Origin of the sequence: Myxococcus sp. SDU36, from assembly GCF_030168875.1 — a bacterium.
Classification (GTDB): domain Bacteria; phylum Myxococcota; class Myxococcia; order Myxococcales; family Myxococcaceae; genus Myxococcus; species Myxococcus vastator.
The window spans coordinates 8,210,706-8,232,501 of sequence record NZ_CP077414.1; the positions used below are offsets into that span (position 1 = coordinate 8,210,706).

General features: G+C 70.7%; 23 protein-coding genes. 4 read left to right on the forward strand and 19 right to left on the reverse strand.

The window, feature by feature from the left end:
- Positions 1–2: 2 nt before the first annotated feature.
- From KGD87_RS33520 to KGD87_RS33550, 7 genes are all read right to left on the reverse strand, one after another.
- Positions 3–500, reverse strand: a complete 498-nt coding sequence (locus KGD87_RS33520; RefSeq protein WP_284664998.1) for a hypothetical protein — start codon at positions 498–500, stop codon at positions 3–5.
- Positions 501–505: 5 nt separating this feature from the next.
- Positions 506–1,687: a PilW family protein gene (locus KGD87_RS33525; RefSeq protein ID WP_284664999.1), complete on the reverse strand. Its 1,182-nt coding sequence runs from the start codon at positions 1,685–1,687 to the stop codon at positions 506–508.
- Positions 1,688–1,689: 2 nt separating this feature from the next.
- Positions 1,690–2,244 (reverse strand): type IV pilus modification PilV family protein, encoded by a 555-nt coding sequence (locus tag KGD87_RS33530; protein ID WP_284665000.1) that lies wholly within the window; start codon positions 2,242–2,244, stop codon positions 1,690–1,692.
- On the reverse strand, positions 2,241–2,948 hold the full coding sequence (locus KGD87_RS33535) for a prepilin-type N-terminal cleavage/methylation domain-containing protein (RefSeq protein WP_284665001.1): 708 nt from the start codon (positions 2,946–2,948) through the stop codon (positions 2,241–2,243). The genes KGD87_RS33530 and KGD87_RS33535 overlap by 4 nt, the downstream gene beginning before the upstream one ends.
- Positions 2,945–3,331, reverse strand: a complete 387-nt coding sequence (locus tag KGD87_RS33540) for a pilus assembly protein N-terminal domain-containing protein (RefSeq protein WP_284665002.1) — start codon at positions 3,329–3,331, stop codon at positions 2,945–2,947. The genes KGD87_RS33535 and KGD87_RS33540 overlap by 4 nt, the downstream gene beginning before the upstream one ends.
- Positions 3,332–3,571: 240 nt before the next feature.
- Complete coding sequence (locus tag KGD87_RS33545; RefSeq protein ID WP_026113834.1) at positions 3,572–3,949, reverse strand: peptide chain release factor family protein; 378 nt, start codon at positions 3,947–3,949, stop codon at positions 3,572–3,574.
- Positions 3,950–4,093: 144 nt separating this feature from the next.
- Positions 4,094–4,810, reverse strand: a complete 717-nt coding sequence (locus KGD87_RS33550) for a hypothetical protein (protein ID WP_284665003.1) — start codon at positions 4,808–4,810, stop codon at positions 4,094–4,096.
- Positions 4,811–4,997: 187 nt separating this feature from the next.
- On the opposite strand from KGD87_RS33550, the gene KGD87_RS33555 reads away from it, so the two are divergent.
- Positions 4,998–6,260, forward strand: coding sequence for a vWA domain-containing protein (locus KGD87_RS33555; protein ID WP_284665004.1), 1,263 nt, complete (start codon positions 4,998–5,000; stop codon positions 6,258–6,260).
- 55 nt (positions 6,261–6,315) lie between these two features.
- Here KGD87_RS33555 and KGD87_RS33560 read toward each other — a convergent pair whose 3' ends face one another.
- The 5 genes from KGD87_RS33560 to KGD87_RS33580 form a co-directional block, all read right to left on the reverse strand.
- A complete protein-coding gene (locus KGD87_RS33560) occupies positions 6,316–7,971 on the reverse strand; it encodes a hypothetical protein (protein ID WP_284665005.1) in 1,656 nt (551 codons plus the stop codon).
- Positions 7,968–8,789 carry an ABC transporter ATP-binding protein gene (locus tag KGD87_RS33565; RefSeq protein ID WP_284665006.1) on the reverse strand — a complete coding sequence of 274 codons (822 nt, stop codon included), beginning with the start codon at positions 8,787–8,789 and terminating at the stop codon, positions 7,968–7,970. Before KGD87_RS33565 ends, KGD87_RS33560 begins: the two co-directional genes overlap by 4 nt.
- 90 nt (positions 8,790–8,879) lie before the next feature.
- Complete coding sequence (locus KGD87_RS33570; protein WP_284665007.1) at positions 8,880–9,257, reverse strand: response regulator; 378 nt, start codon at positions 9,255–9,257, stop codon at positions 8,880–8,882.
- A 159-nt stretch (positions 9,258–9,416) separates the two neighbouring features.
- Positions 9,417–10,364 (reverse strand): amidohydrolase family protein, encoded by a 948-nt coding sequence (locus KGD87_RS33575; RefSeq protein ID WP_284665008.1) that lies wholly within the window; start codon positions 10,362–10,364, stop codon positions 9,417–9,419.
- Positions 10,365–10,377: 13 nt separating this feature from the next.
- On the reverse strand, positions 10,378–10,611 hold the full coding sequence (locus tag KGD87_RS33580; protein ID WP_284665009.1) for a hypothetical protein: 234 nt from the start codon (positions 10,609–10,611) through the stop codon (positions 10,378–10,380).
- Positions 10,612–10,860: 249 nt separating this feature from the next.
- On the opposite strand from KGD87_RS33580, the gene KGD87_RS33585 reads away from it, so the two are divergent.
- Positions 10,861–11,139: a hypothetical protein gene (locus tag KGD87_RS33585; protein WP_284665010.1), complete on the forward strand. Its 279-nt coding sequence runs from the start codon at positions 10,861–10,863 to the stop codon at positions 11,137–11,139.
- A gap of 111 nt (positions 11,140–11,250) precedes the next feature.
- Here KGD87_RS33585 and KGD87_RS33590 read toward each other — a convergent pair whose 3' ends face one another.
- From KGD87_RS33590 to ggt, 3 genes are all read right to left on the reverse strand, one after another.
- Complete coding sequence (locus tag KGD87_RS33590) at positions 11,251–13,308, reverse strand: M3 family metallopeptidase (RefSeq protein WP_284665011.1); 2,058 nt, start codon at positions 13,306–13,308, stop codon at positions 11,251–11,253.
- 177 nt (positions 13,309–13,485) lie between these two features.
- Positions 13,486–14,268, reverse strand: coding sequence for a TatD family hydrolase (locus KGD87_RS33595; protein ID WP_284665012.1), 783 nt, complete (start codon positions 14,266–14,268; stop codon positions 13,486–13,488).
- A 3-nt stretch (positions 14,269–14,271) separates the two neighbouring features.
- The gene (gene ggt, locus KGD87_RS33600; protein WP_284665013.1) at positions 14,272–16,080 is read right to left on the reverse strand and encodes a gamma-glutamyltransferase; all 1,809 of its coding nucleotides are present in this window, start codon (positions 16,078–16,080) and stop codon (positions 14,272–14,274) included.
- A 420-nt stretch (positions 16,081–16,500) separates the two neighbouring features.
- Between ggt and glmU the strand changes: the two genes are divergently transcribed.
- Both glmU and glmS read left to right on the forward strand, forming a co-directional pair.
- Positions 16,501–17,913, forward strand: a complete 1,413-nt coding sequence (gene glmU / locus KGD87_RS33605) for a bifunctional UDP-N-acetylglucosamine diphosphorylase/glucosamine-1-phosphate N-acetyltransferase GlmU (protein ID WP_502888050.1) — start codon at positions 16,501–16,503, stop codon at positions 17,911–17,913.
- Positions 17,914–18,020: 107 nt separating this feature from the next.
- A complete protein-coding gene (gene glmS, locus KGD87_RS33610; protein WP_284665015.1) occupies positions 18,021–19,856 on the forward strand; it encodes a glutamine--fructose-6-phosphate transaminase (isomerizing) in 1,836 nt (611 codons plus the stop codon).
- An 86-nt stretch (positions 19,857–19,942) separates the two neighbouring features.
- Here glmS and KGD87_RS33615 read toward each other — a convergent pair whose 3' ends face one another.
- The 4 genes from KGD87_RS33615 to KGD87_RS33630 are packed head-to-tail and all read right to left on the reverse strand — an operon-like array spanning position 19,943 to position 21,754.
- On the reverse strand, positions 19,943–20,197 hold the full coding sequence (locus KGD87_RS33615; RefSeq protein ID WP_284665016.1) for a hypothetical protein: 255 nt from the start codon (positions 20,195–20,197) through the stop codon (positions 19,943–19,945).
- On the reverse strand, positions 20,194–20,691 hold the full coding sequence (locus KGD87_RS33620) for a DUF3106 domain-containing protein (RefSeq protein WP_284665017.1): 498 nt from the start codon (positions 20,689–20,691) through the stop codon (positions 20,194–20,196). The genes KGD87_RS33615 and KGD87_RS33620 overlap by 4 nt, the downstream gene beginning before the upstream one ends.
- Entirely contained in the window at positions 20,688–21,164 is a 477-nt protein-coding gene (locus KGD87_RS33625; RefSeq protein ID WP_284665018.1) for an anti-sigma factor family protein, read from the reverse strand. Before KGD87_RS33625 ends, KGD87_RS33620 begins: the two co-directional genes overlap by 4 nt.
- Positions 21,161–21,754: an RNA polymerase sigma factor gene (locus KGD87_RS33630; RefSeq protein WP_284665019.1), complete on the reverse strand. Its 594-nt coding sequence runs from the start codon at positions 21,752–21,754 to the stop codon at positions 21,161–21,163. Before KGD87_RS33630 ends, KGD87_RS33625 begins: the two co-directional genes overlap by 4 nt.
- Between the last annotated feature and the right edge of the window lie 42 nt (positions 21,755–21,796).

Sequence of the window (21,796 nt, forward strand, 5' to 3'; positions counted from 1 at the left end):
GGTCAGATGCCGAAGCGGAAGACGAACTCGGTCTCGGCCTGTCGGCCTCCGGGTTCGTCACACATGACGACCACGCGGTAGTAGCTGCCGCCGGCCGTGCCTTCTCGAAGGGTGTTGGCCGCGTCGCTCACCTGGTCCTTGCCGCTGCTGAACGAGGACGAGGCGAGCACCGCCGCCGTGGGCGCCGACGCGGTGTCTCCCAGGTGGGCGGTGCGCATGACGGTGCTGTCGGCGACGACCTGGTCGTCTTGCAGCACCTGCTCCAGGCTGATGTGGGTGACGGGCACCGCGCCGGTGCCGAACACCTTCAGCCGCGACAGCAGGTAGCGCCGCGCCGTCTCCGCGCAGGCCTCCACGCGGTCGCTGCGCGTCTTGGCCACGGCGGCGGACTGGTTGCGGCCGGTGAAGGTGATGGCGCCCACCACGAGCAGCAGCAGCACCGTCAGGGCAATCAGGGTGATGGCCAGGGCGCTGCCCCGGCGTGAGGCGAAGTGAGTCATGGTGGCTAGCCTCCCCAGACGTTCTTGAGGTCACCGGCGACGCCAGCGGCGCGCAGCTCGGGGATGAAGAACGCGCGGGACGTCATGTTGGGAATGCGGACGGACGTCTCCACGGTGGTGCGGAAGAACGTGTCCTCGGGATTCACCGGCTCCGCGTTGAAGAGCCGGCGGGCCTGGTTCTTCTGGCCGGAGGGCAGCTGGCGCACCGAGCGCACCGTGAGGCCCACGCCCACCGAGCGGATGTTGGCCGGATTCATGTTGTAGCGGTGCTCATGGTCATAGGGCGTGCTGTACGTGGGCGTGGGAACGTCGGCGTCGGACTTGGGCAGCACGACGGAGTCCTCGTCACCCAGCACCCAGGCCATGCCGCTGCCCACGGCGCCGTCGGGCGCGGGCAGGCCGGCGCAGCACGCGGAGTTCGCGGGCGGCCGGTTCATCTGGTAGCTGACCTGGAAGGACTCCACGTCCGCGGCGATGGGGTCGAAGTCGGCGTTGTCCGCCCAGCCGTGCTTCACCACCAGGTACGGGCGCCCACCGTGCGCCTCCACGCGCAGCCGCTTCTCATGCACCAGCATGACGAAGGGCACGCGGCCGGCGTCCGACATGCAGGCCCTGGGCACGTCGCCCGGGAGGCCCGCGGCGAGCGCGGTGTCCAGCGTGGCGGTGGTGCCGTCCGCGGGCACGTCCGCCGTCAGGCGTCCCAGGAAGTAGTCCTGGCCACCCGGGCAGGCCACCAGCACCGCCTGTCCCTGGCGCAGGGGCTGGCCGAAGGTCGCAGCGGAGTCCAGCGTCAACTGGAAGGGCGGCGTCCCGGTGCCGTCGAGCTGGCCTTGGCGCAGGAACATCGGGTCGCGGTAGCGGAAGGCCAGGTCGTCGGTGACGAAGGTGCCCCAGTCCTCCACTTCCTCGGTGTAGTTGTCCTTGCGCGCCCCCGGCAGGCCCGCCGTGTCGAAGTCGAAGGCGATGGCCGGGTCCAGCCCGTAGCCCGCGTAGCGCAGCGTGCGGTTGAGGTAGTCGGTGCCCACGCGGCTGCCTTCGACGGCCGTCTTGGAGACGGTGTTGTTCTGGAAGATGTTGTTGACGGCGATGATGGTCCCCGCCACCGCCAGCAGCACCACCGAGGAGACGGTGATGCCCACCAGCAACTCGATGAGCGTGAAGCCGCGTCGCGCGTGCGCCCTGGACATGCTCACAGCTCCACCCCCGCGCCGTTCTCCGCCGGGTTGTAGAGCGCGACGAACTGCTTGACGTAGCGGCGCTGGCCGGCGCTGCGGAAGGACACCACCACCGCGACCGAGTCGATGGCCTGCGCCGGCGTCCAGACGAGGACGCGGCGGTAGTGCTCGCTCTCCTCCGGCGAGTAGCCCGGCACCACGCGGAGCAGCGGGTCGCCGGTCCCCGTCTCGAAGGCGTCCAGGTCCACGACGCAGGCGTCGGGCAGGGTGGAGAGGCCGCCGGCCAGCTCCAGCGTCTCCGCGGCGCCAGCGCAGCGCGCGCTGGACAGCGGTCCGGTGTCGGCGAAGAGGCGGGAGCGGCCCTGGAGCTGGATGCCGGAGCGCACCTGCGAGGCGATGGCGCTGGCCTGCGACAGGCGGTTGGCGGCGGCGTTCTGCTGGCTGGCGAAGATGAGCCCGCCGAAGACGCCGCTGATGCCCATGGCGAGGATGGCGGCGGCCACCAGGCCTTCGATGAGCGTGGCGCCGCGCACGTGGGCACGGCGGGATGCGGGATTCAGGCGCCTCATCGGTTGACCCTCATGTCGACGAAGCCGACGGGCGCGGAGACGGCGAAGAGGTATTCGCGCTGCCCGTCGGTGGAGAGAAGTGCCAGCGACGCGGCCCGGTTCACGGTGTCGTTGCCAGCGGGGATGACGGGCTGGCCCGCGCCGTCCACGAAGCGCGCGGAGCCGTCACCGCGGAAGACGATGGCGCCACGCCGCGGCGCGCCGCTGCAGAAGCTGCAGTCCGTGGCGGGCAGGCCCTCGAAGATGCCGGTCCACGCCAGGTTGCCGCTGGCGCCGAAGCGGACGGTGCGCTGCGAGTAGCGGTCCAGGTACGTGGCGTCCATCAGCCGGCCCTGCGCCGCGGTGGGCTGGATGTCCAGCGGCGGTGAGAAGGTGCCGAAGCTCAGCTGCCCGGCGGGGGCCGCGGCGGCTCCGAAGTCGCGCAGGCGGTCCTCCACCAGGAACCAGGCGCCGTTGCCGGCGCCGGCCTGGCCCTCCGGATTGATGTCCGGGTAGATGATGAGCCACACGTCGGCCTGGCGGTCCACGGCGCGGGCCCGGGCCTCGGCGAGCGCGCCGGACAGGTCGGCGGCCGCGTTCTGCGGGCTCGTCCGCGCGCTGAGCTGCGCGTAGCCCGCGTAGGCCAGCGCGGCCAGCACCGCGATGATGGCGAGGACGATGCTGACCTCCAGCAGCGTCATTCCGCGTGCTTCGCGCCGGCTCACTTCGCGACCTCCACGCGCACGCGCAGGGGCTGCTTGACGCCCTGGCGCCACACGAGCACCTCGGACACGCCCAGGCTCAGCCCCTGGACCATGATTTGGTTCGGCTCACCGAGCGACGCCTCGACCACCGCGGCGGCCTGGACTCTCACGCGCTCGGCGTTCTCCACGATGAACTGCGTCTGATGAAGGGGCGCCACCCGCACCACCAGGCCGGAGGGCTGCGCGTCCTTCGCCTCGACGGCGTAGTCCGGCGCGGGGGCGGCGTCCTGGGCCCACGCGGCGGAGGCGGCCAGCGTCAGCGCCAGGGGCGCCCACAGCTTCCAGCGGGGCGCGCGGGAACGGTACTTCTGGGAAGGCGTCGCAAAAACCGTGAGCAAGGGCATGGGGGAATGTCCTGCGGGCACAATGACCCCTGGGGGCTGGGGCAGTGGAGACACGCGGGGTGTATCTGCACACCGCGTGCCTCCCTGCCTGGTGAGCCAAGCCCCTGACACTCCACGGAAAATTTCCAAGAGGAGGGCGCTGAGAGCGGCAGACGACCTCGCAACGTCTGCGAGCCCGCAAACTTTAGGCGCACCCAGACTGTCCGACGACAGGGTGACTGGAGTCCGAATGGACCCGGGTCACCAGCCGGATTTGCTGTTTCTCAGGGCCTTCTTTTCGGAGGTGCGCTTCTTGCCCTCCAGGCGCCGCCGCTTGGAGCCGGCGGTGGGCTTGGTGGCCCGCCGCACCTTGGGCACGAAGGTGAGGACCTTGAGGCCCTCGCGCAGGCGCTCCAGCGCCACGCCCTTGTTCTGCACCTGGCTGCGGCGCTCGGTGGCGCTGACGGACAGCTCGGTGGGGGCATGCGTGAGGCGCACGCCGCTGGCGGTGGTGTTGCGGTGCTGGCCCCCCGGGCCCGAGGCGATGAAGTAGTCCACCTCGCACGCCTTCAGGAGGGACTCGTCGTCCAGCTTGAGGGCGTCCAGCGCGGCCTGCCGGCGGGTGGGTGAGATGCTCATGACTGTCTTCAAGGTAACCCTCCCAGGCCTCTTCGTGCACCGGTGTCGTGCGGGCGGGCCCCGGCGCTGGACGGGGGCTCGCCGTTCGTCTGACAGGGAGGGCAGGTTGAGCGGGTGGGCTTTCGAACCGAGGCGTGGCGGTGCCTAGCGCACGTTGACGGTGGTGCCCGTGCTGGCCTGCCGTCCGTCCTCGCTGGTGGCGATGATGGAGGCGGCGACGGGCACGCGGGTCATTCCGCGGTCGGTGTTGATGTAGGGCTCCACGAAGGTCTGGTCCGCGGGGATGGTGACCGTGGGCATGCTGATGCGGCGGGTGGGCGACTCCAGGGCGACGGTGACGGGGCCGGTGAAGCCCTCCGCCCGCGTCACGGTGATGCGCACCTTCTCATTCTGGCCGGCGGAGAGGTCCAACTGGCGCGGCTCGATGGTGACGGAGAAGTCCGGCTGGTCCACGGGCGGCGGGAGGATGACGAGGAAGATGTTGGCGCCGGTCGCGAACGTCTCCAGGGCGTTGGTGGCCACCAGCAAGGCGCGCATCATGCCCCGGGCCTGCGTGTCCTGCGCCACCGCGTAGGTGGCGGTCGTGGTGACGATGGCCTCGCCGTCGGGCAGGACGATTTCCGGCGCGAGCGTCACGCCCTCGGGCGCGTTCTGGAGGTTGATGCGGAACGCGCTCTGGTCGTCGCCCTCGCGCCGCACGGTGATGTCCACCGGGAGGCTCTCGCCCGGAATGGCGGTGAGGGTGTCGGGGATGTCGAAGGCCATGCGGAAGAAGGGCCCGGTGCCGCCGCAGGACAACGCGAGCGCGCTGCCGACGAGGAACAGGCTCCCGATGAGGGGCCGGCGGATGGATGGGGTCATGTTCTTGAATCTCCTGGTGCCCGCCAGCATCCGCCCCCCGTGCCACCCGGGCAAGCCGCTCCAGGGCAGGCGGGCTCGGCGAGGCGGCCGGCGGAGCGTGTGAGAAATCGACCGGGGGCGTAGACCTGGGGGTGAGGTCGTTCGTTTTGAACCTCGCTGTCGTCGTCCCATCCCCTTGGAGAACGCCATGGACCGCAAGTCCCTGTCGCGCGCCGCGCTGTCGGCCGCGCTCGTCACCGCTCTGTCCGCTGCCCTGGCCCTGGCCAAGGAGAGCCCGCCGCTCAAGCCCGTGGAGAAGCCCACGCCCGCCAGGACGGCGACGCCGGCCGCTCAGGCGCAGCCCGCTCCGAACCAGAAGCCCGCGCAGCCAGCGCCTTCCCAGCAACAGCAGGTCCCCGCCTCCGCCCGGCCGGAGATTGAGGTGGTGTTCGTGCTGGATACGACGGGCTCGATGAGCGGGCTCTTGGAGGGGGCGAAGCGGAAGATCTACTCCATCGCATCGCGCATCGCGCAGGGCCGCCCGACGCCGCACCTGAAGGTGGGGCTGGTGGCCTACCGCGACGTGGGCGACGACTACGTGACGAAGCGCTTCGACCTGAGCGACGACCTGGACACGGTGTTCGCCAACCTGCGCAAGTTCGAGGCGGGGGGCGGCGGGGATACGCCCGAGCACGTGGGGCGCGGCCTGGGCGAGGCCGTGTCCAAGCTGTCCTGGAGCCAGAACCGCGAGGTGATGAAGGCCATCTTCCTGGTGGGGGACGCGCCCCCCGCGCAGCGCAACGACGACTGGGACTTCAAGCACTGGGCGAAGAAGGCCCGGGAGAAGCACATCGTCGTGAACACCGTGCGGTGCGGCGGGGATGCCGAGACGGAGACGTCGTGGCGGTTCGTGGCGAAGCTGACGGACGGCACCTTCGACTCCATTGACCAGGGCGGTGGCATGGTCGCCGTCGCCACGCCGTATGACGCGGAGCTGGCGAAGGTGAACGCGGAGCTGTCCACCAAGACGCTCTACACGGGCCGCAGGGAGGTCCAGGCGGAGAACATGGCGCGCGCCGCTTCCATGGGGGCGCTGGCGCCGGAGGCGGCGGCCGAGCGCATCAGCTACATGAAGAAGACGCGCGGCCGTGGGGCCGCGGGAGCCCCCGCGAGCAGCGCGCCCAAGGCGGTGGGCGGCGCGGTGGACCTGGTGGAGGCGCCGTCCTCGTTGGCGAGCGTGAAGGCGGACGAGCTCCCCTCCGAGCTCAAGGGCATGTCCAAGGAGGCGCAGGTGGCGAAGGTGAAGGCGCTCTCCGAGGAGAAGAAGTCGCTGGAGAAGAAGGCGGAGGCGCTGGCCGCGGAGCGCGAGGCGTGGCTGACGAAGAACGCCCCCGAGAAGGAGGACGCCTTCGACGCCAACGTGATGAAGGGCGTGAAGGCGCAGGCCGCCCGGCACGGCATCGCCTACTGAGCGCGATGGAGGTGGGGAACAGGAGACCGCGGACGCGCTTGCAGGCGTCCGTGGGCTACTCCCGCGTCACCGCCTGGAGCACCACCTCCCGCCGCCGCTCCAGCAGCCGCAGCGCCAGGGGGAGCACGCCGCGATACAGCGCCACGTTCAGCGCGGCGGCCAGGAGAATCATCGCCGCCGTGTGCCAGGTGGGGCCTTCCTTGCCCGCGAGCCTGAGCGCCCAGCCGAAGGGCATGCAGCCCGCGCTGGCCGCGAGGATGCCCAGCATGGAGGCCGTCAGCGGCACCTTGTCCCGCCGCTTGAGGCTCGCGTGGAACTTCACCGGGAAGTACAGCGACAGGAAGTTGCCCGCGGCCAGCAGCATGGGCACCACGGCCGCCACGGCCGCCATGGCGCACAGCAGGTCCAGCCCGGTGCCGAAGCCGAAGTACACCCGGTAGAAGAGCGCCACCAGCGCCGCCATCCCGAGCGCCGCCGCCCCCTGCACCTGGTTCTTCGCACGCAGCACCTCCGCCAGGTCCAGGGGCGCCGCCAGGAAGGCCGCGAAGCCCTGTCCGTCATACGCGAAGGTGTTCTGGGAGAACGTGGACGCAATCACCACCGCGCCGTAGATGCACAGGCCACCCATCAGCCACGCATCCGCCGAGCCGCCCAGGAGGAACACGAACAAATCCCTTCCGGACAGCAGCTTCAGCAGGATGGCCAGGATGAAGGGCACCGACGCCAGCAGCCGCGCGCGCGGGTTGCGCCACAGGTCCAGGGCCTCGCGCGTCACCAGCGTGGTGTAGCGCGTCCGCGTGGTGGCGAACGGGTTGCTGTCACCCGAGTCCTTGCCAGCGCTCCCCGCGCGGCCCGCCTGCCGGTGGAAGCGCATCAGCAGCGCGTAGGCCACCGCCATGCCCACGCCCGCGAAGAAGAGCAGCGCCGCCGCCTCCAGCATGGCCACCCGGGGCCGGTGCCAGGCGAGCTGCGCCAGCGCGTCTCCGAAGAGGCCCGGGGGCACGCGGCCCAGCGCCACCGCCGCGTTGATGATGAGGGACATGTCCAGGGCGTCCACGCCCGCCTCGCCCACCGCCGTCAGCCACGAGGTGTCGATGGGCGGAATGAACGACGCGCCCAGGAGGAAGAGCCCCAGTCCGCCGCCCATGATTTCGGCGCTGTGCTTCGCCCGCAGCACGTTGATGACGGCGTACAGCGCCACCCGGCTCCAGGCCGCGCACAGGAGCGCGAAGAGGACGTAGAGCACCACCGCCAGCCACGGCATGTACAGCACGCGAACGGACGCGAAGCCCAGCGCGGCCCCGGTGAGCGGCGCGTAGAAGACGAGCGCGCGCGGTTCGAAGAGGCTGGCCACCGTCGACGCGATGAGCAGCCGGAAGGGGGAGATGGGGAAGGCGGCGTAGCGGCTCAGCTCGGAGTGGTCATCCACACCCGCGGAGAGCAGCGGCCACGTCACCCACACCGAGAAGGTGACGAAGCACAGCAGGTTGAGGATGAAGAAGGGCCATACGTTGCTCTGCGCGATGGGCCGCAGCCGCATCAGCGTGAAGAACGTCAGGCCCAGGAAGAGGCCCGGCGCGCTCGACGCGGCGAAGGCGGCCACCGCGAGCAACCGGCTGCGTCCGGGGCCCTGATTCAGCCCGATGTCGAAGCGCAGCCCCCACAAGAGCCACAGGTGCCGGAAGAAGCCGGGCACGGCGGGGCGGCTCATGCGGTCTCCTGGCGCAGCGGCGTCACGGACTCGGGCGCCTCGCCGTAGAAGGACAGGCGCGCGTTGCGCGAGGCCGGCACGGAGATGAGCTTCTCGAACACCGCCTCCAGCGAGGGGCACGCGTAGCGCGACAGCAGCGAGCCCACCGGGCCCTGGTCCAGCATCCGGCCGCCGCGGATGATGCCCGCGTGCGTGGCCAGCCGCTCGGCGATCTCCAGCACGTGCGTGGTGAGCAGCAGCGTCACCCCTCGGCGGCTCAGCTCGCGCAGCAGCTCGCGGATGACGCCGGCGGCCAGCACGTCGATGCCCTCGAAGGGCTCGTCCAGCAGCACCAGCTCCGGCGCGTGGATCAGCGCCGCGGCGATGGCGAGCCTCCGGCGCATGCCCTTGGAGTACTCCGCCACCAGCGCGCCCGCCTTGTAGGTGAGCTCCGTGAGCTCCAGCAGCTCCGTGGCCCGCGCCGCGGCCTCGTCGCCGTCCAGCCCGTACATGCGCGCGCAGAAGGTGAGGTACTGCCGGCCGGTGAGCCGCTCGAAGAGGCTCAGCTCCTCCGGCACCACGCCGACGCGGCGCTTCACTTCCATGGGCCTGGCCACCGCGTCCACCCCGAGCATGCGGATGGTGCCCGCGTCGGGGCCGTACACCCCCGTCAGCAGGGCGATGCTGGTGGACTTCCCGGCCCCGTTGGGGCCCAGGTACGCGTAGAAGGCGCCGCGGGGAATCTGCAGGTCCAGGCCGTTGAGTGCGCTGAAGCCGCCAAAGCGCTTCTGCAGGCCGCGGGCGTCGACCGCCAGGTCATCAGTGGGAGAGGGCGTCATGGAATGCCCTCCATCTCACCCGAGCCCGGCACCGGGGGACAATCCCCACCCGTCAACAGGGGGATGCCCGCCGGCTCCTACGGTGCCGACTCAGTGGACGAGCGACAGCTCCGGCGGTCCTGCGATCTGCTGCACCGTCATCCGCACCTTGTCCAGGTCCACGGGCTTGGAGATGTAGCCCGCGGCGCCCACGAGCTCGGCCTCCCATTCGAAGCCGTAGCCGGAGATGATGATGATGGGCAGACCGCGCGCACGGGGCATCTTCTTGAGCGCGTCGAGCAATCCCCAGCCGCTCATGACCGGCATCCTCAGGTCGAGCAGCACGGCGGAGGGCATGGCGCCCTCCAGCAGGTCCAGCGCCTCGCGGCCGTTGGCCGCCTGCACCGTGGGATAGCCCATTTCCTCGAGTGCATCGCAGATGAGCGTGCGGTGGCTCGCGTCGTCGTCGACGACCAGGATGTGGGACATGGCAGGGCCTCGGAAGCTGCGGCTGGGTGTCGCGCCGCGAAATTCTATGGGCAGGATGATGGGAACTCCTCTTCCATTCCGGAAGGGGCCCCGATGCTTTTCAACAGCGAACGGCCCGTGAGGGCGAGGCTTGCATCCGGGGCCGGATGCCCACGGGGCTCACGCTCCGTAGAGCTGGAGTGCATTCTGCCCCAGGATGCCCGCGAGCACCGCGTCATCCCACTTCATCCCCAGCAGCGTCCGCAGCTCGCGGTCCCACGCGTAGGGGATGTTGGGGAAGTCCGTGCCGTAGAGGATGCGCTCGGGCCGGACCTCCAGCGCGCGGCGGGGGAGCGGGACGGGGAAGTACCCGGCCAGGGCCATGGTGGTGTCCAGCCAGAGGTTGTCATGCCGCTCGAGCAGCCGCGCGTAGGCGTCGAACTCGTCCGCGCCCAGGTGGGGCACGCACAGCTTCAGCGTGGGATGGTCCTTCAGCACCCGCTCCACCCGCTCCGCGGCGCAGAGCGCGTAGGTGTCGCGGGGGTAGTGGGGACTGGAGGGCTCCCGTCCCGCGTGCATGACGAGCGGACGGCCTGCCTTCGCGCACGCGGCATACACCTCGTGAAGGTGCGGCGCGTCAGGGGAGAAGGCCTGGACGTGGCAATGAACCTTCACCCCACGCAGGCCCGCGTCGAAGGCCTCTTCCAGCACGGCCGTGGCGTCGGGTTCGCCCGGGAGCACGGTGGCGAGCCCCAGCACCCGAGGCTCTTCCCGGGCCACCTCCGCCACGTAGGCGTTGAGCGCGCGGGCCATGCCCGGCCGGTGGGCGTAATGCAGCGCCACCGCCCGGTGGACGCCTCGCGACAGGAGGAAGGACACGACCTGCCGCGTGTGCAGTTTGTAGCGGATGGGCCAGCCGTACTGGTCGAACCAGCGCCACACCGCGTCGAACACCCGGTCCGGGAAGAGGTGGACGTGGGCGTCCACCACGGGAGGCAGCCCTTCGGGCAGGCGAGGGCCCTCCGCGTCCAGGAGGGCGGGCATGGGCATGCGGATGCCGGCGTCCCGCCACGTGGGCGCGGAGGCCAGACAGGGCGCGGGCACGTCAGCGTCGGAGTCGGTGGCCATGCGAGCCACCCGTCTACGCCTTCTTGACGCGGTCGTCCTCGTTCTCGTCGCCGTCGGTCCGTCGCAGGTAGGTGTTGTGCGAGTACCCCTGGCGGGACAGCCGCTGCGCCTCGATGGCGTCCGCGACCTTGGAGCAGACCTGACCCAGCATGCGCAGCGACTCCGCGAGGAGCCGCTCGGCATGGTCCTGGGCGTCGGCGGCCTGGATGGTGGTGCGCTCTTTGCGGAACAGCCCGGGCAGCTTCATCTCCCCCAAAGCATAGGTGACGCACTGCTCCCGTGCCACCGCCCCGCGAGGCTGGCCTTAACCACGTTGACGGCCCACTCAATTTACATTTTTGAGCAGTTGCCCTGTTTCCTCGCCTGGATGCCTGCCAGATATGCCCCTAACCCATTGGACTTTCAGGGTTTTGACGAATTTTCAGGTGGGGGGATGACACGGAGTTAATCCGGCCCTACATTGGGTTCCGTTGGATTTACGGCAGAGGAGCTGCGCATGGCTTACGACGGCGAGCTGGTGAAGATGGAGAACGGTCGCTGGGCGCGGTTCCAGCGGTGCCAGGTGTACCGCCCGGGCGTCGAGGACGCGGGCGAGACGATGCTGCTGATCGCCGTGGAGCTCGAGGAGCGCTATCAGCGCCAGCTCGACGAGGCGGCGGACTCCCTGGCCCAGTACCGCTATCAGGGCGTCCCCGTGCAGGTCCGCTTCGATGTGGGCTCCCAGGGCATCTCCCTGCAGCCCGAGCAGCCGGTGTCCGCACCCGCGGTGCACTGAGCGCTGACGCCGCGTGAGCGGAGTGTCAACGGGTTGACGGATTCACAACACAAGGGGCCTCGCGATTCACATCGCGGGGCCCTTGGTTTTTACAGCCCCTGACGAGCAGCGTCAGGCGTCGTTCAGCCAACGGGTGTACGCCTCGAAGTCGTAGTCCCTGCCCAGGAATGACCGGACCAGGTCCGCCGCGTCACGGGAGCCGCCCGGACCCAGCACGGTGTCCCGGTAGCGCTGGGCGGTGGAGGGGTCCATCAGCCCGTGCTCCAGGAACGGCGTGAGCAGGTCCCGGGCGATGACGAGCGACCAGAGGTAGGCGTAGTACGCGGAGGAGTAGTAGCCGTCGAGCTGGACGAAGGAGAGATGGGCGTAGGTGTCGTCCAGTGCGGGGAAGGGCATGTAGCGCTCCTGGAGCGCGTTCACCCGCGCGGTGGTGTCCACGCCGGCGGGGTCGCTCGCGTGGAGCTGGAGGCTGACGGCCGCGTAGAAGAGCTGCTGGCGCAGCCACAGTCCCTTGCCGAAGGCGTCCGCGCGCCGCATCCGGAGGATGGTCTCCGTGGGCAGTGGCTCGCCGGTGACGACGTGCCGGGCGAACGTCTGGAGTGACTCCGGGCGCCAGGCCCACTCCTCCAGCACCTGGGCGGGGGCCTCCACGAAGTCGCGCTCCGTGCGCGAGCCGGACAGGCCCGCCCAACGCGCACGGCCGCCGAGGACGTGGTGCAGCAGGTGGCCGAACTCGTGGAAGAACGTCTGCACCTGGGCGTGCTGGAGCAGCGCGGGGTGGGCGCCAGGACGCGGGAAGTTGCCCGTCAGCACGCCTTCAGGAAGCGTTCTCCCCGCGCGGCCGGTGGCCAGGTCCCACTGCGCCGGGTGGGCGTACTTGTTGGGGCGCGGGTGCATGTCCAGGTAGAAGCGCCCCAGGCGCGTGGGGCCCTCGTAGATGTCCCAGGCCTCGATGTCCGGGTGCCACACCGGCGCGTCCGGGACGCGGCGGTAGGTGAGCCCGAAGAGCCGCGCGGTGATGTCCAGCACGCCCTGCTTCACCCGCGTGTATTCGAAGTAGGGGCGCAGCTCGCGTGAGTCGAAGCGGTAGCGCTCCTCGCGCACCTGTTCCTTCAGGTACGTCTGCTCCCAGGGCTCCACGCGAGCGGCGCCGGGCACGTCGCGCCGCTTGCGCTCCAGCAGCGCGGCGTAGTCGTCCTGGACGCGGGTGGTGGTGGCGGTGGCGAGCTGCTCGATGAAGTCCTCGGCCACGTGCTGGTGCCGGACCATCTTGTCTTCTGACGCGTAGGCGGCCCAGCTCGGGTAGCCCAGGAGCGTGGCCAGGTCGTGACGCGTCTGGAGCAGGCGTGACAGCGTCTCCAGGTTGCGGGGATGGCCGCGCTGCTGGCCCGCGCGCCACACCGCCTCGCGGGCGCGGCCATCAAGCGCGTACGTCAGGAAGGGCAGGGCGTCAGCGGCGTCGGTGGTGATGCGCACCCGGCCGTCGCGGCCCGGCGGATGGTCCCGGATGTAGTCGCCGGGAAGGCCCGCCAGCGCTTCGGGCGCCACCTCCACGTACCGGACGTCTTCGCGGATGTGCTGGCTGAACGTCTGCCCCAGCCGTGTGAGTGCATCGTGCAGCTCGCGCAGCCGTGCGCGGGTGGCCGCGTCCCGGTTCACCCCCGCGCGCCGGAAGCCCCGCAGCACCAGGTCCACCCAGCGCTGGGTGGCGGGGTCCTGTCCGCTCAGGTCCAGCGCGGCCAGGGCCGCGTAGACGTGGGGGTTGAGCGACACGTCCGTGCGCATGCCCTCCGCGGCCTGGGCGCAGCGGGCCGCCGCCGCGCGGAACGCGGCGTCCGGGTGGGTGTTGGCGCCAACGCCCGCGCGGCCGTTGGCATCGTCCAGCAACGCGATGGCGTCGTCGTAGGCGGTGAGGGCCGCGTCCACGTCCCGGGGCTCGGGCAGCGACAGCAGCGCGTCGATGCGCGCCAGGGCCCGTTGCACGTCGCACAGGCAGGTCGCCAGGAAGCGCCCGGGTGTGGCGGTCAGTTGGCGGCCCGCGTCAGGCTCCAAGGGGCGCGCCGCGACATGCACCGGCGTTCCGGTGGATGACGCAGGGCGCTGAGCGGAGGACGGGCCAGTGCAGCCCGCGAGCGCGAGGCTGACGACGAAGACGACCAAGCGGTGCAAATGCCACTCCCAGCGCGGGTGAGGGGGCAACGTGCGGGGGACCGGCCTATTTCCGCTGCGTGCTCCTGATGGGAATGACGAAGAGCGCGCCGTTTCATCGCAAGATTCCGCCGTGGAGGAGGGTTGACCCGGGTCAACACCGTCCGGCCACGGTGGCTGTGCGGCGCCGCGCGAGCGTCAGCCGCCCACTTGGAAGAAGCGGGCGGCGTTCTCGTGGGTGATGCGGCGGACGATGCGCTCGGACAGGCGGGCCTTGGCCAGCAGGTTGGCGGCGCGCGCCAGGCCGAGGATGTCACCGGCGCCGTCGCCCGCGTCGGAGTTGAGCACCAGCCGCTCACTGCCCAGCCGCCGCACCAGCACCACCGCGCGCTCGGCCTTGAGCGCCTCGGGGTGCAGCGTCAGCCCGGCCCAGTGGCCCACCTCCAGGATGGTGCGCACCGTGCGGGCGTTGGCGTGGTCCACCAGCGCGCGCGAGGGCAGCAGGCCGGACTGCCTCAGGAGCGTGAGGATGCGCCGCGTGTGGCGCTCCTTGTCGGTGGTGGGGGTGTGCACCACCACGCGCAGCTTGAGGCTCCGGGCCAGCGCGAGCTGCTCCAGGAAGGCTTCCTCTTCCTCCTCGCCGCCCGTGTGCAGGCCCGTCTCGCCCAGCGCCACCACGCGCCCGCCCTGGAAGTAGCCGGGCAGCGCGGACAGCACCTCGCTCAAGCCGCGCCGGGGGATGCAGCGCGGGTGGACGCCCAGGGCCGCGTACGCGCGGATGCCCAGGCGCTCCAACCGGGGAAGCTGGCGCTCCACCAGGTCATCGAAGTGCCGCAGCAGCGCCTTGGACGTGGGCTCCGGGAAGTGGTGCGCCACCACCAGCGCCCGCTCCACGCCGAAGAAGCGCATGGACTCCAAATCCTGGTCGCTCAGGCTCTCCGGGTGGAGGTGGGCGTCGAAGATGGGCGGTGGGGTGGGCACTGCTCAGTCCTGTCCCAGGGCGGCGCCCTCGTTGCGCGGGTCGCTCGCGGAGAAGCGCAGCCCCGTCTCCGGGTCGCTGTAGACGGCCTCCGCGTCGCCCCACTGCTCCACGCGGCGCACCTTGTGGCCCTTGGCCTCCAGCGCGGACAGCGTCGCCGGCTCCAGGCCCCACTTGTCCACCCACACCTCGTCGGGCAGGTACTGGTGGTGCACGCGGCCCTCGTTCACCGCGCGCGCCACGTCCATGCCGTGGTCCACCACGTTGCTGATGACCTGGATGACGGTGGTGGGGATGGTGGAGCCGCCCGGGCTGCCCACCGCGAGCATGACGCGCCGGGAGTCGTCCTTGGCGAACACCAGCGTGGGGGACATGGAGGACAGCGGCACCTTGCCCGGCGCAATCGCGTTGGGCTCGCCCGTCACCAGGCCGTAGGCGTTGGGCACGCCCGGCTGCGCGGCGAAGTCATCCATCTCATCGTTGAGCAGCACGCCGGTGCCCTTGGCCACCACGCACGAGCCGAAGCCGTAGTTCACCGTGGTCGTCATGGCCACCGCGTTGCCGTCCTTGTCGATGACGGAGATGTGCGTGGTGTTCTTCTTCTCCGGCTCGGGCGTCAGGGTGGTGGGCTCGTCCGTCAGCGTGGAGCCCCGCACGCCCTCCTTCGGCGCCAGCAGTGACGCGCTGGGCGTGGCCTTCTTCGGGTCGATGGCGCCCGCCAGGTCCGCGACGTGGCCGGGCGACACCAGCCGCGCCAGGGGCACGTCCACGAAGGCCGGGTCTCCCAGGTGCTTCGCGCGGTCCACGTAGGCCCGCCGCACGGCCTCCACGTAGAGGTGCAGCGCCTCCGCGTCGCGGAACGGCACGCCCTGGGGACGCAGTTGCTCCATCGCGGTCAGCACCTGGATGACGGCCACGCCGCCCGCGCTCGGCGGCGGCATGGTGAGGATGCGGTGGCCGCGGTAGCGGCCCTCCAGGGGCGTGGCGCCGCGCGTCTTGTAGGTCGCGAGGTCCTCCTGGGTGAGGATGCCGCCGCCGGCCTGGACCGACGTGGCGATGGCCTTCGCCACCGGCCCCGCATAGAAGGCCTTGGCGCCGCCCTTCGCGATGGAGGCCAGCGTGCGCGCCAGGTCGGGCTGGCGGAGGACGTGCCCCACGGGCGGCGCTGCCCACTGGCCCTGTGCGTCCTTCACCAGGAACACGCGCGAGGCCTCCGCGTCCCGGCTCAGGCAGGCCAGCCGGCCCTCCGCCATGGTGCGGTAGCGCGGCGTCACCCACAGGCCCTTGCGCGCCGCGGCGATGGCCGGCGCCAGCACCACCGCTGGCTTCAGCTTCCCGTGCGCCTTGAGCAGCTCCAGGTAGCCCGCGACGGCGCCCGGCACCGCCACGCTCAGCGCGCCGTCCGTGGACAGGCCCGGCACCACCTTGCCGTCCTTCAGGTACATGTCGCGCGTGGCCGCCTTGGGGGCCACCTCGCGGAAGTCCAGCACCTTCGTGTCGCCGCTCCTGGCGTCGTGCACCAACGCGAAGCCGCCACCGCCAAGGCCGGAGTGGTAGGGCCCCACCACCGCCGCCACGAAGGCCGCCGCCACCGCCGCGTCCGTGGCGTTGCCGCCCTTCTCCAGCATCTCCAGCGCCGCCGCGCTCGCCTGGGGGTAGGCCGTGGCCACCGCGCCGCCCCGGTATGGGCGCGCCGCCTGCGCGACGCTCGCCGCCACCAACACCGCGGCCAGCAGCCCGCGCTTCACCACCGCACCGCGGAAGCTTGTTTCCTTCACAGGTCCAGCCCTCCTCGCGTTGTCTGAACAGTCCATCGCTGGCTTTTGTCCTGGGTGGTGTGTTACCCGGGCGACAAAAGCCTACCCTCCAGTCCGGCGACGCCAGGGGAGCAGACGGACTACATGTGTCTCGGTATGCACGAACCGTGTGGCCGGGACCAGGATTTCAGCCCGGCAACATTTTTCCTCTTGGATTGTTCTCCGACGACGTGCATCCTGGTCCCATCATGAATCGCGTCCGGGGGAGCGTATGAGCACGACAGCCATACCCGAGAAAAAGACCCTACCTGGCGCCGCGCCTGGCGCGGCCGAGGTGACGGTCTTCTTGAAGCCCAGCTTCGGCATCACGATTCAACGCAACACCCTGTGCGTCTCGGTCAGTGCGAAGGCACGGCCGGTGGACACCGTCACGCCTTCTGATCCTCGGGCGGTTGACGACTCGATTCGCTGTCCCTAATTCTCCGCCGCATGAGCGTTCTGGCGGCGGTGGTGCTGTGCGCGGGCAAGGGCACGCGGATGAAGTCGGAGAAGGCGAAGGTCCTTCACCCCATCCTCGGCCGGCCCCTTTGCGCGTATCCCCTCAAGCGGGCCCTTGAACTGGGCGCGACGTCGGTGGTCCCCGTGGTGGGCCATCAGGCGGAGGCGGTGGAGCAGGCCGTCCGAGGCCTCTTCCCGGAGGCCCCCCTGCGCTTCGCGCTCCAGCGTGAACAGCGCGGGACGGCGGACGCGGTGCGCTCCGCCGAGGAGGCCCTGAAGGGCTACTCCGGGCGGGTCCTCATCCTCTACGGCGACGTGCCGTTGCTGCGTCGCGAGACGCTGGAGGCGCTGCTGGCCGCCCATGACCAGGCGGGCGGGACGCTGGCCATGGTGTCCACCACCCTGGAGGACCCCACGGGCTACGGCCGGGTCATCCGCGAGGGTGGCAAGGTGACGCGCATCGTGGAGCACAAGGACTGCACCCCGGAGCAGCGCGCGGTGCGCGAGTGCAACGCCGGCATCTACTCCGTGGACGCGGCGTTCCTCTGGAAGGCGCTGGCTGAAATCAAGCCGCAGAACGCCCAGGGCGAGTACTACCTCACCGACCTGGTGGAGATGGCCGCGAAGCTGGGCCCGGTGGGCTCGGTGGAGGCGGACGCCACGGAGACGGCCGGCGTGAATGACCGGGTGGAGCTGGCCGCGCGCGCGCGCGTGCTGCAGCAGCGCATCAACGAGGCGCACATGCGCGCCGGCGTCTCGCTGCAGGACCCCGCCACCGCCTACATCGAGGAAGGCGTCACCGTGGGGCCCGACACCGAAATCGGCCCCTGCGTCACGCTGGCCGCGGGCACCGTGGTGGGCAAGGGCTGCACCATTGGCCAGGGCAGCGTGCTGCATGCCTCCACCGTGGCGGACGGCACCCTCATCAAGCCCTACTCCGTGCTGGAAGAGGCCCGGGTGGGGGCGCGCAACGTCATCGGTCCCTTCTCGCGGCTGCGCCCCGGGACGGAGCTGGCCGAGGACGTGCATCTGGGCAACTTCGTGGAGACGAAGAAGGCCCGCATTGGAAAAGGTTCGAAGGCCAACCACCTCACGTACCTGGGGGACGCTGTCATTGGTTCAGGGTGCAACGTGGGGGCGGGCACCATCACCTGTAACTATGACGGGGTGAACAAGCACCTGACTGAACTGGGTGATGGGGTGTTCATCGGCTCCGACACCCAGCTCGTCGCGCCCGTGAAGGTGGGCGACGGCTCGTATGTCGGCGCGGGCACCACCGTGACGAAAAATGTGCCTCCAGGGAGCCTCGCTGTGTCCCGAACGCCACAGGTGACCAAGGAGGGTTGGGTGGCCACCAAGAAGGCGCGGCAGGCGAAGGCTCGGGCGGGATAGGCGGCGCGGCTCTTGCTTGGGAACCAGGCAGAGTGCTGCGCGGCAGGGATGTAGGGGAATCCCGCGGATTGCTCCGGCGGGCGTGGGCGTGCGAGAGAGGTGCAACTATGTGCGGGATTGTTGGTTACGTCGGTGACAAGGAATCAGCCCCCATCCTGGTGTCGGGCCTGAAGCGGCTCGAATACCGTGGCTATGACTCGGCGGGCGTGGCGGTGCTGAACCAGCGCAAGCTCAACGTCGTGCGGGCCACGGGCAAGCTGCGCAACCTGGAGAACCGGGTGGTGGCGGACCAGCCGCCGGGGAACATCGGCATCGGGCACACCCGCTGGGCCACCCACGGGCGGCCCTCCGACGAGAACGCGCACCCGCACACGTACAAGGACGTGGCGGTGGTGCACAACGGCATCATCGAGAACCACCTGGCGCTCAAGGAGCAGCTGCGCGCGCGTGGACACGTCTTCTCCTCGGAGACGGACTCGGAGGTGTTCGCGCACCTCATCTCCGAAGGGCTGGAGCGTGGCCTGGAGCTGCCGGACGCGGTGCGCGCGGCCATTGCCCAGGTGAGGGGCACCTACGCGCTGGCCGTGCTGACGGCCAGTGAGCCCCACCGCATCGTCTGCACCAAGGACGCCTCGCCCATGGTGCTGGGCCTGGGCGAAGGCCAGAACTTCCTGGCCAGCGACGTGCCCGCGCTGCTCGAGCACACGCGCGACTTCGTCTACATGGAAGAGGGTGACCTGGCCGTCATCACCGCGGCGGCCGTGGACATCTACAACCGCCAGGGCCAGAAGGTGAACCGGCCCACCCGCCGCATCGACTGGACGCCGATGATGGCGGAGAAGGGCGGCCACAAGCACTTCATGCACAAGGAAATCTGGGAGCAGCCCCGCGCCATCGCGGACACGCTGCGCGGCCGGATGCTCCTGTCGGAAGGCGACGTCCACTTCGAGGGCTGGAACCTGTCGGCAGAGAAGGTCCGCTCATTGACGAAGGTCACCATCCTCGCGTGTGGCACGTCGTGGCACTCCGGTGTCGCGGGCAAGCACATGATTGAGTCGCTGGCGCGCCTGCCGGTGGAGGTGGAGCTGGCGAGCGAGTTCCGCTACCGCGACCCCATCGTCGACGGCACGCACCTGGCCATCGCCATCAGCCAGTCGGGCGAGACGGCGGACACGCTGGCGGCCTTCAAGGAGGCCAAGGCCCGCGGGGCCACGGCCATGGCCATCTGCAACGTCATTGGCAGCGCGATGACGCGCGAGGCCGAATTCTCCGTGCTCACCAACGCGGGCCCGGAGATTGGCGTGGCGTCCACCAAGGCGTTCACCACGCAGCTGGTGGCCCTGTACCTGCTGGCCGTCAAGCTGGGCCGCATGCGCGGCACCCTGTCCGTGCCGGCGGCGCAGGAGCACCTGACGCACCTGACGCAGGTGCCGAAGATGGTTGAGGACGTCCTCAAGTGCGAGCCGGCCGTGACGCGCGTGTCGCGCGAGTACATGAACGCGCAGGACTTCCTCTTCCTCGGCCGCGGCCCCATGCACCCGGTGGCGCTGGAGGGCGCGCTCAAGCTGAAGGAAATCTCGTACATCCACGCGGAGGGCTACGCGGGCGGTGAGATGAAGCACGGCCCCATCGCGCTCATCGACGACAAGATGCCGGTGGTCGTCATCGCGCCGAAGCAGCCGCACGTCGCCTACGAGAAAATCATTGGCAACATCGAGGAGGTCCGCGCGCGCGGTGGCAAGGTGATTGCCATCATCGACGAGGACGACGAGCACGTGGCCACGCTGGCCGACCACGTCATCCGGATTCCCGCGGCCTGCGCGCTGCTGGCGCCGGTGGTGGCCACCATCCCCTTGCAGTTGCTCGCCTACCACGTGGCGGACCTGCGCGGGAACGACGTGGACCAGCCGCGCAACCTGGCCAAGAGCGTGACGGTGGAGTAGCCGTCGCGCGGCTTCGGACCTGAAGCGCCAGAAGCCCGGGCTCCCACGAAGGGGGCTCGGGCTTCGTCGTCTCCGCGTCGGGGGCGTCAGTCCTCCCGGCCCAGCTCGAGCAGCAGGTCCAGGTCCTCGGCGGCGTCCAGGCTCTCCAGCAGCTCCAGGTGCTCGACCACCTCCTGGTCCTCCTCGGAGAGCGTGACGCGGGCGCGCGGAGGCTCGCCGGGCGGGGGCGGCTTCGTGGGGGTGCTGGGGGGCGGCGCGGGCGTGGCGGCTTGGGGCTCGGCGGCGGTGGCGCCCAGGGGCAGCAGGCACAGCAGGACGACGGCGGACAGGGCGCCGCTCAACGGCGCCGCCTTTCGCGCAGGCGCTCCCGGACCTCCTGCCGCTGCTCGGGCGACAGCTGCCGCCAGCGGCGGACGTTCTCCAGCAGCTGCTCGCGGCGCTCCGGGTGCTCCTTCAGGTATTGCCGCAGGCGCTGGCGCAGCTCGGCGCGCTGCTCCGGGTCCAGCTTCCTCAAGTCCCGGGCCCGCTCGCGCAGGGCCTGTCTTTCCGCGGGCGTGAGGCGCTTGAACTCGCGCAGGTTGGCGCGGATGCGCTCGCGCTCCTCGGGCGGCAGCTGGCGCCAGCGCTGGAGGTTGGCGCGGATGCGCGCCTGTTCGGCGGGCGGCATCGCCTTGAACTCGCGCAGCTTCGCGCGCAGCGCCTCCTTCTGCTCTGGCGTCAGTTGCTCGAAGCGCTCGGCCGCCGTCCGGGGCGCTGGAGCCTCCGCGCGCGCGGCGGCGCCCGTGAGCAGCGCCACGCCCAGCGTCAGTGTGGCCGCCAGGTTCCCGTTCCTCATTGCACCACCTCCAGCTCGTGGAGGTCCGCGACGACCTCCAGGTCCGCCATGCTGTCGAGCCCCAGCAGCTCGTAGTCCTCGGCCAGCTCCAGGTTCGCCGCCAGCTCCATGACGGACGCGTCCTCCAGCGCCAGCGGCGCGTCCGGGCCAGGGCGCGGCATCAGCAGGGACACGGCCAGCACCGCCACCAGTCCGGCGGAGGGCCACAGCACCGCCGGGCGCAGCCAGGTCCTCATCCGCTCCGGCCAGGACATGGGCAGCGCGTCCAGCTTCGCCAGCACCGCGCGCCGCGTGGCCGGCGAGGGCTCGAAGGCGGGCAGCTCCGCCAGCCGCGCCACGGTGGTGCGCAGCAGCGCCTCGGTGGCGCGGCAGGCCGCGCAGGCGCCCAGGTGGGCACGCACCCGCGCGTCACGGGCCGGTGGCAGCTCGCCGTCCACGTACGCCGTCAAATCATCCGCGTCATCACAGCTCATGCCCTGCTCCTCGCGGGCACGGTGCCCGCCTGCAGCGCTTCAATCCTGCGCGCCACCGCCAGCGTGGCGCGGTGGATGAGGCTCTTCACGGCGGACTCGCTCGCCTCCAGCGCGTCCGCGATGTCCCGGTACGCCATGCCTTCGAAGCGGCACATGGTGAAGGCCGCGCGCTCCCGGGCGCTCATTCCGGCCAGGGCCTCGCTCACCGCCCGCTCCAGCTCCCGCCCCTCCAGCGCCGCATCCGGCCTGTCGCCCCGGGGACCTTCCATCTCCCCTCCTTCCGTGTCGTCTGCGTCCGGCGCGTGTGGCGTCCGGTACTCGCCGCGCCGCACCTCGTTGAGGCAGTGGTTGGTGGCCACCCGGAAGAGGAACGTCTTGAAGCGCGCCGTGGGCTGGTAGGCCCGCGCGTTCCGGTAGAGCTTCACGAAGATGTCCTGCGTCAGCTCCTCGGCCCGCTCCCGGTTGCCCACGAAGCGCAGCGCGAAGCGCGCCACGCTCGCGTGGTAGCGGTCGAACAGCCAGGCAAAGGCCCGCCGGTCTCCCGCCGCCACCCTCAGCATCGCCTGTGCGTCCAAGTCCGCGTCGTCCACTCCGACATCAACCCCGTTGCCCGGTGAAAGTTGCGGGAGCAC

What these genes read in the sequence shown, in the direction of transcription:
- KGD87_RS33525 (WP_284664999.1), bottom strand. Translation starts at nt 1,687, where the DNA reads ATGTCCAGGGCGCACGCGCGACGCGGCTTCACGCTCATCGAGTTGCTG.
- KGD87_RS33540 (WP_284665002.1), bottom strand. Translation starts at nt 3,331, where the DNA reads ATGCCCTTGCTCACGGTTTTTGCGACGCCTTCCCAGAAGTACCGTTCC.
- glmS (WP_284665015.1), top strand. Translation starts at nt 18,021, where the DNA reads ATGTGCGGGATTGTTGGTTACGTCGGTGACAAGGAATCAGCCCCCATC.
- KGD87_RS33620 (WP_284665017.1), bottom strand. Translation starts at nt 20,691, where the DNA reads ATGAGGAACGGGAACCTGGCGGCCACACTGACGCTGGGCGTGGCGCTG.
- KGD87_RS33520 (WP_284664998.1), bottom strand. Translation starts at nt 500, where the DNA reads ATGACTCACTTCGCCTCACGCCGGGGCAGCGCCCTGGCCATCACCCTG.
- KGD87_RS33530 (WP_284665000.1), bottom strand. Translation starts at nt 2,244, where the DNA reads ATGAGGCGCCTGAATCCCGCATCCCGCCGTGCCCACGTGCGCGGCGCC.
- KGD87_RS33560 (WP_284665005.1), bottom strand. Translation starts at nt 7,971, where the DNA reads ATGAGCCGCCCCGCCGTGCCCGGCTTCTTCCGGCACCTGTGGCTCTTG.
- KGD87_RS33570 (WP_284665007.1), bottom strand. Translation starts at nt 9,257, where the DNA reads ATGTCCCACATCCTGGTCGTCGACGACGACGCGAGCCACCGCACGCTC.
- KGD87_RS33625 (WP_284665018.1), bottom strand. Translation starts at nt 21,164, where the DNA reads ATGAGCTGTGATGACGCGGATGATTTGACGGCGTACGTGGACGGCGAG.
- KGD87_RS33555 (WP_284665004.1), top strand. Translation starts at nt 4,998, where the DNA reads ATGGACCGCAAGTCCCTGTCGCGCGCCGCGCTGTCGGCCGCGCTCGTC.
- KGD87_RS33545 (WP_026113834.1), bottom strand. Translation starts at nt 3,949, where the DNA reads ATGAGCATCTCACCCACCCGCCGGCAGGCCGCGCTGGACGCCCTCAAG.
- KGD87_RS33550 (WP_284665003.1), bottom strand. Translation starts at nt 4,810, where the DNA reads ATGACCCCATCCATCCGCCGGCCCCTCATCGGGAGCCTGTTCCTCGTC.
- KGD87_RS33580 (WP_284665009.1), bottom strand. Translation starts at nt 10,611, where the DNA reads ATGAAGCTGCCCGGGCTGTTCCGCAAAGAGCGCACCACCATCCAGGCC.
- KGD87_RS33585 (WP_284665010.1), top strand. Translation starts at nt 10,861, where the DNA reads ATGGCTTACGACGGCGAGCTGGTGAAGATGGAGAACGGTCGCTGGGCG.
- KGD87_RS33565 (WP_284665006.1), bottom strand. Translation starts at nt 8,789, where the DNA reads ATGACGCCCTCTCCCACTGATGACCTGGCGGTCGACGCCCGCGGCCTG.
- ggt (WP_284665013.1), bottom strand. Translation starts at nt 16,080, where the DNA reads ATGGACTGTTCAGACAACGCGAGGAGGGCTGGACCTGTGAAGGAAACA.
- KGD87_RS33575 (WP_284665008.1), bottom strand. Translation starts at nt 10,364, where the DNA reads ATGGCCACCGACTCCGACGCTGACGTGCCCGCGCCCTGTCTGGCCTCC.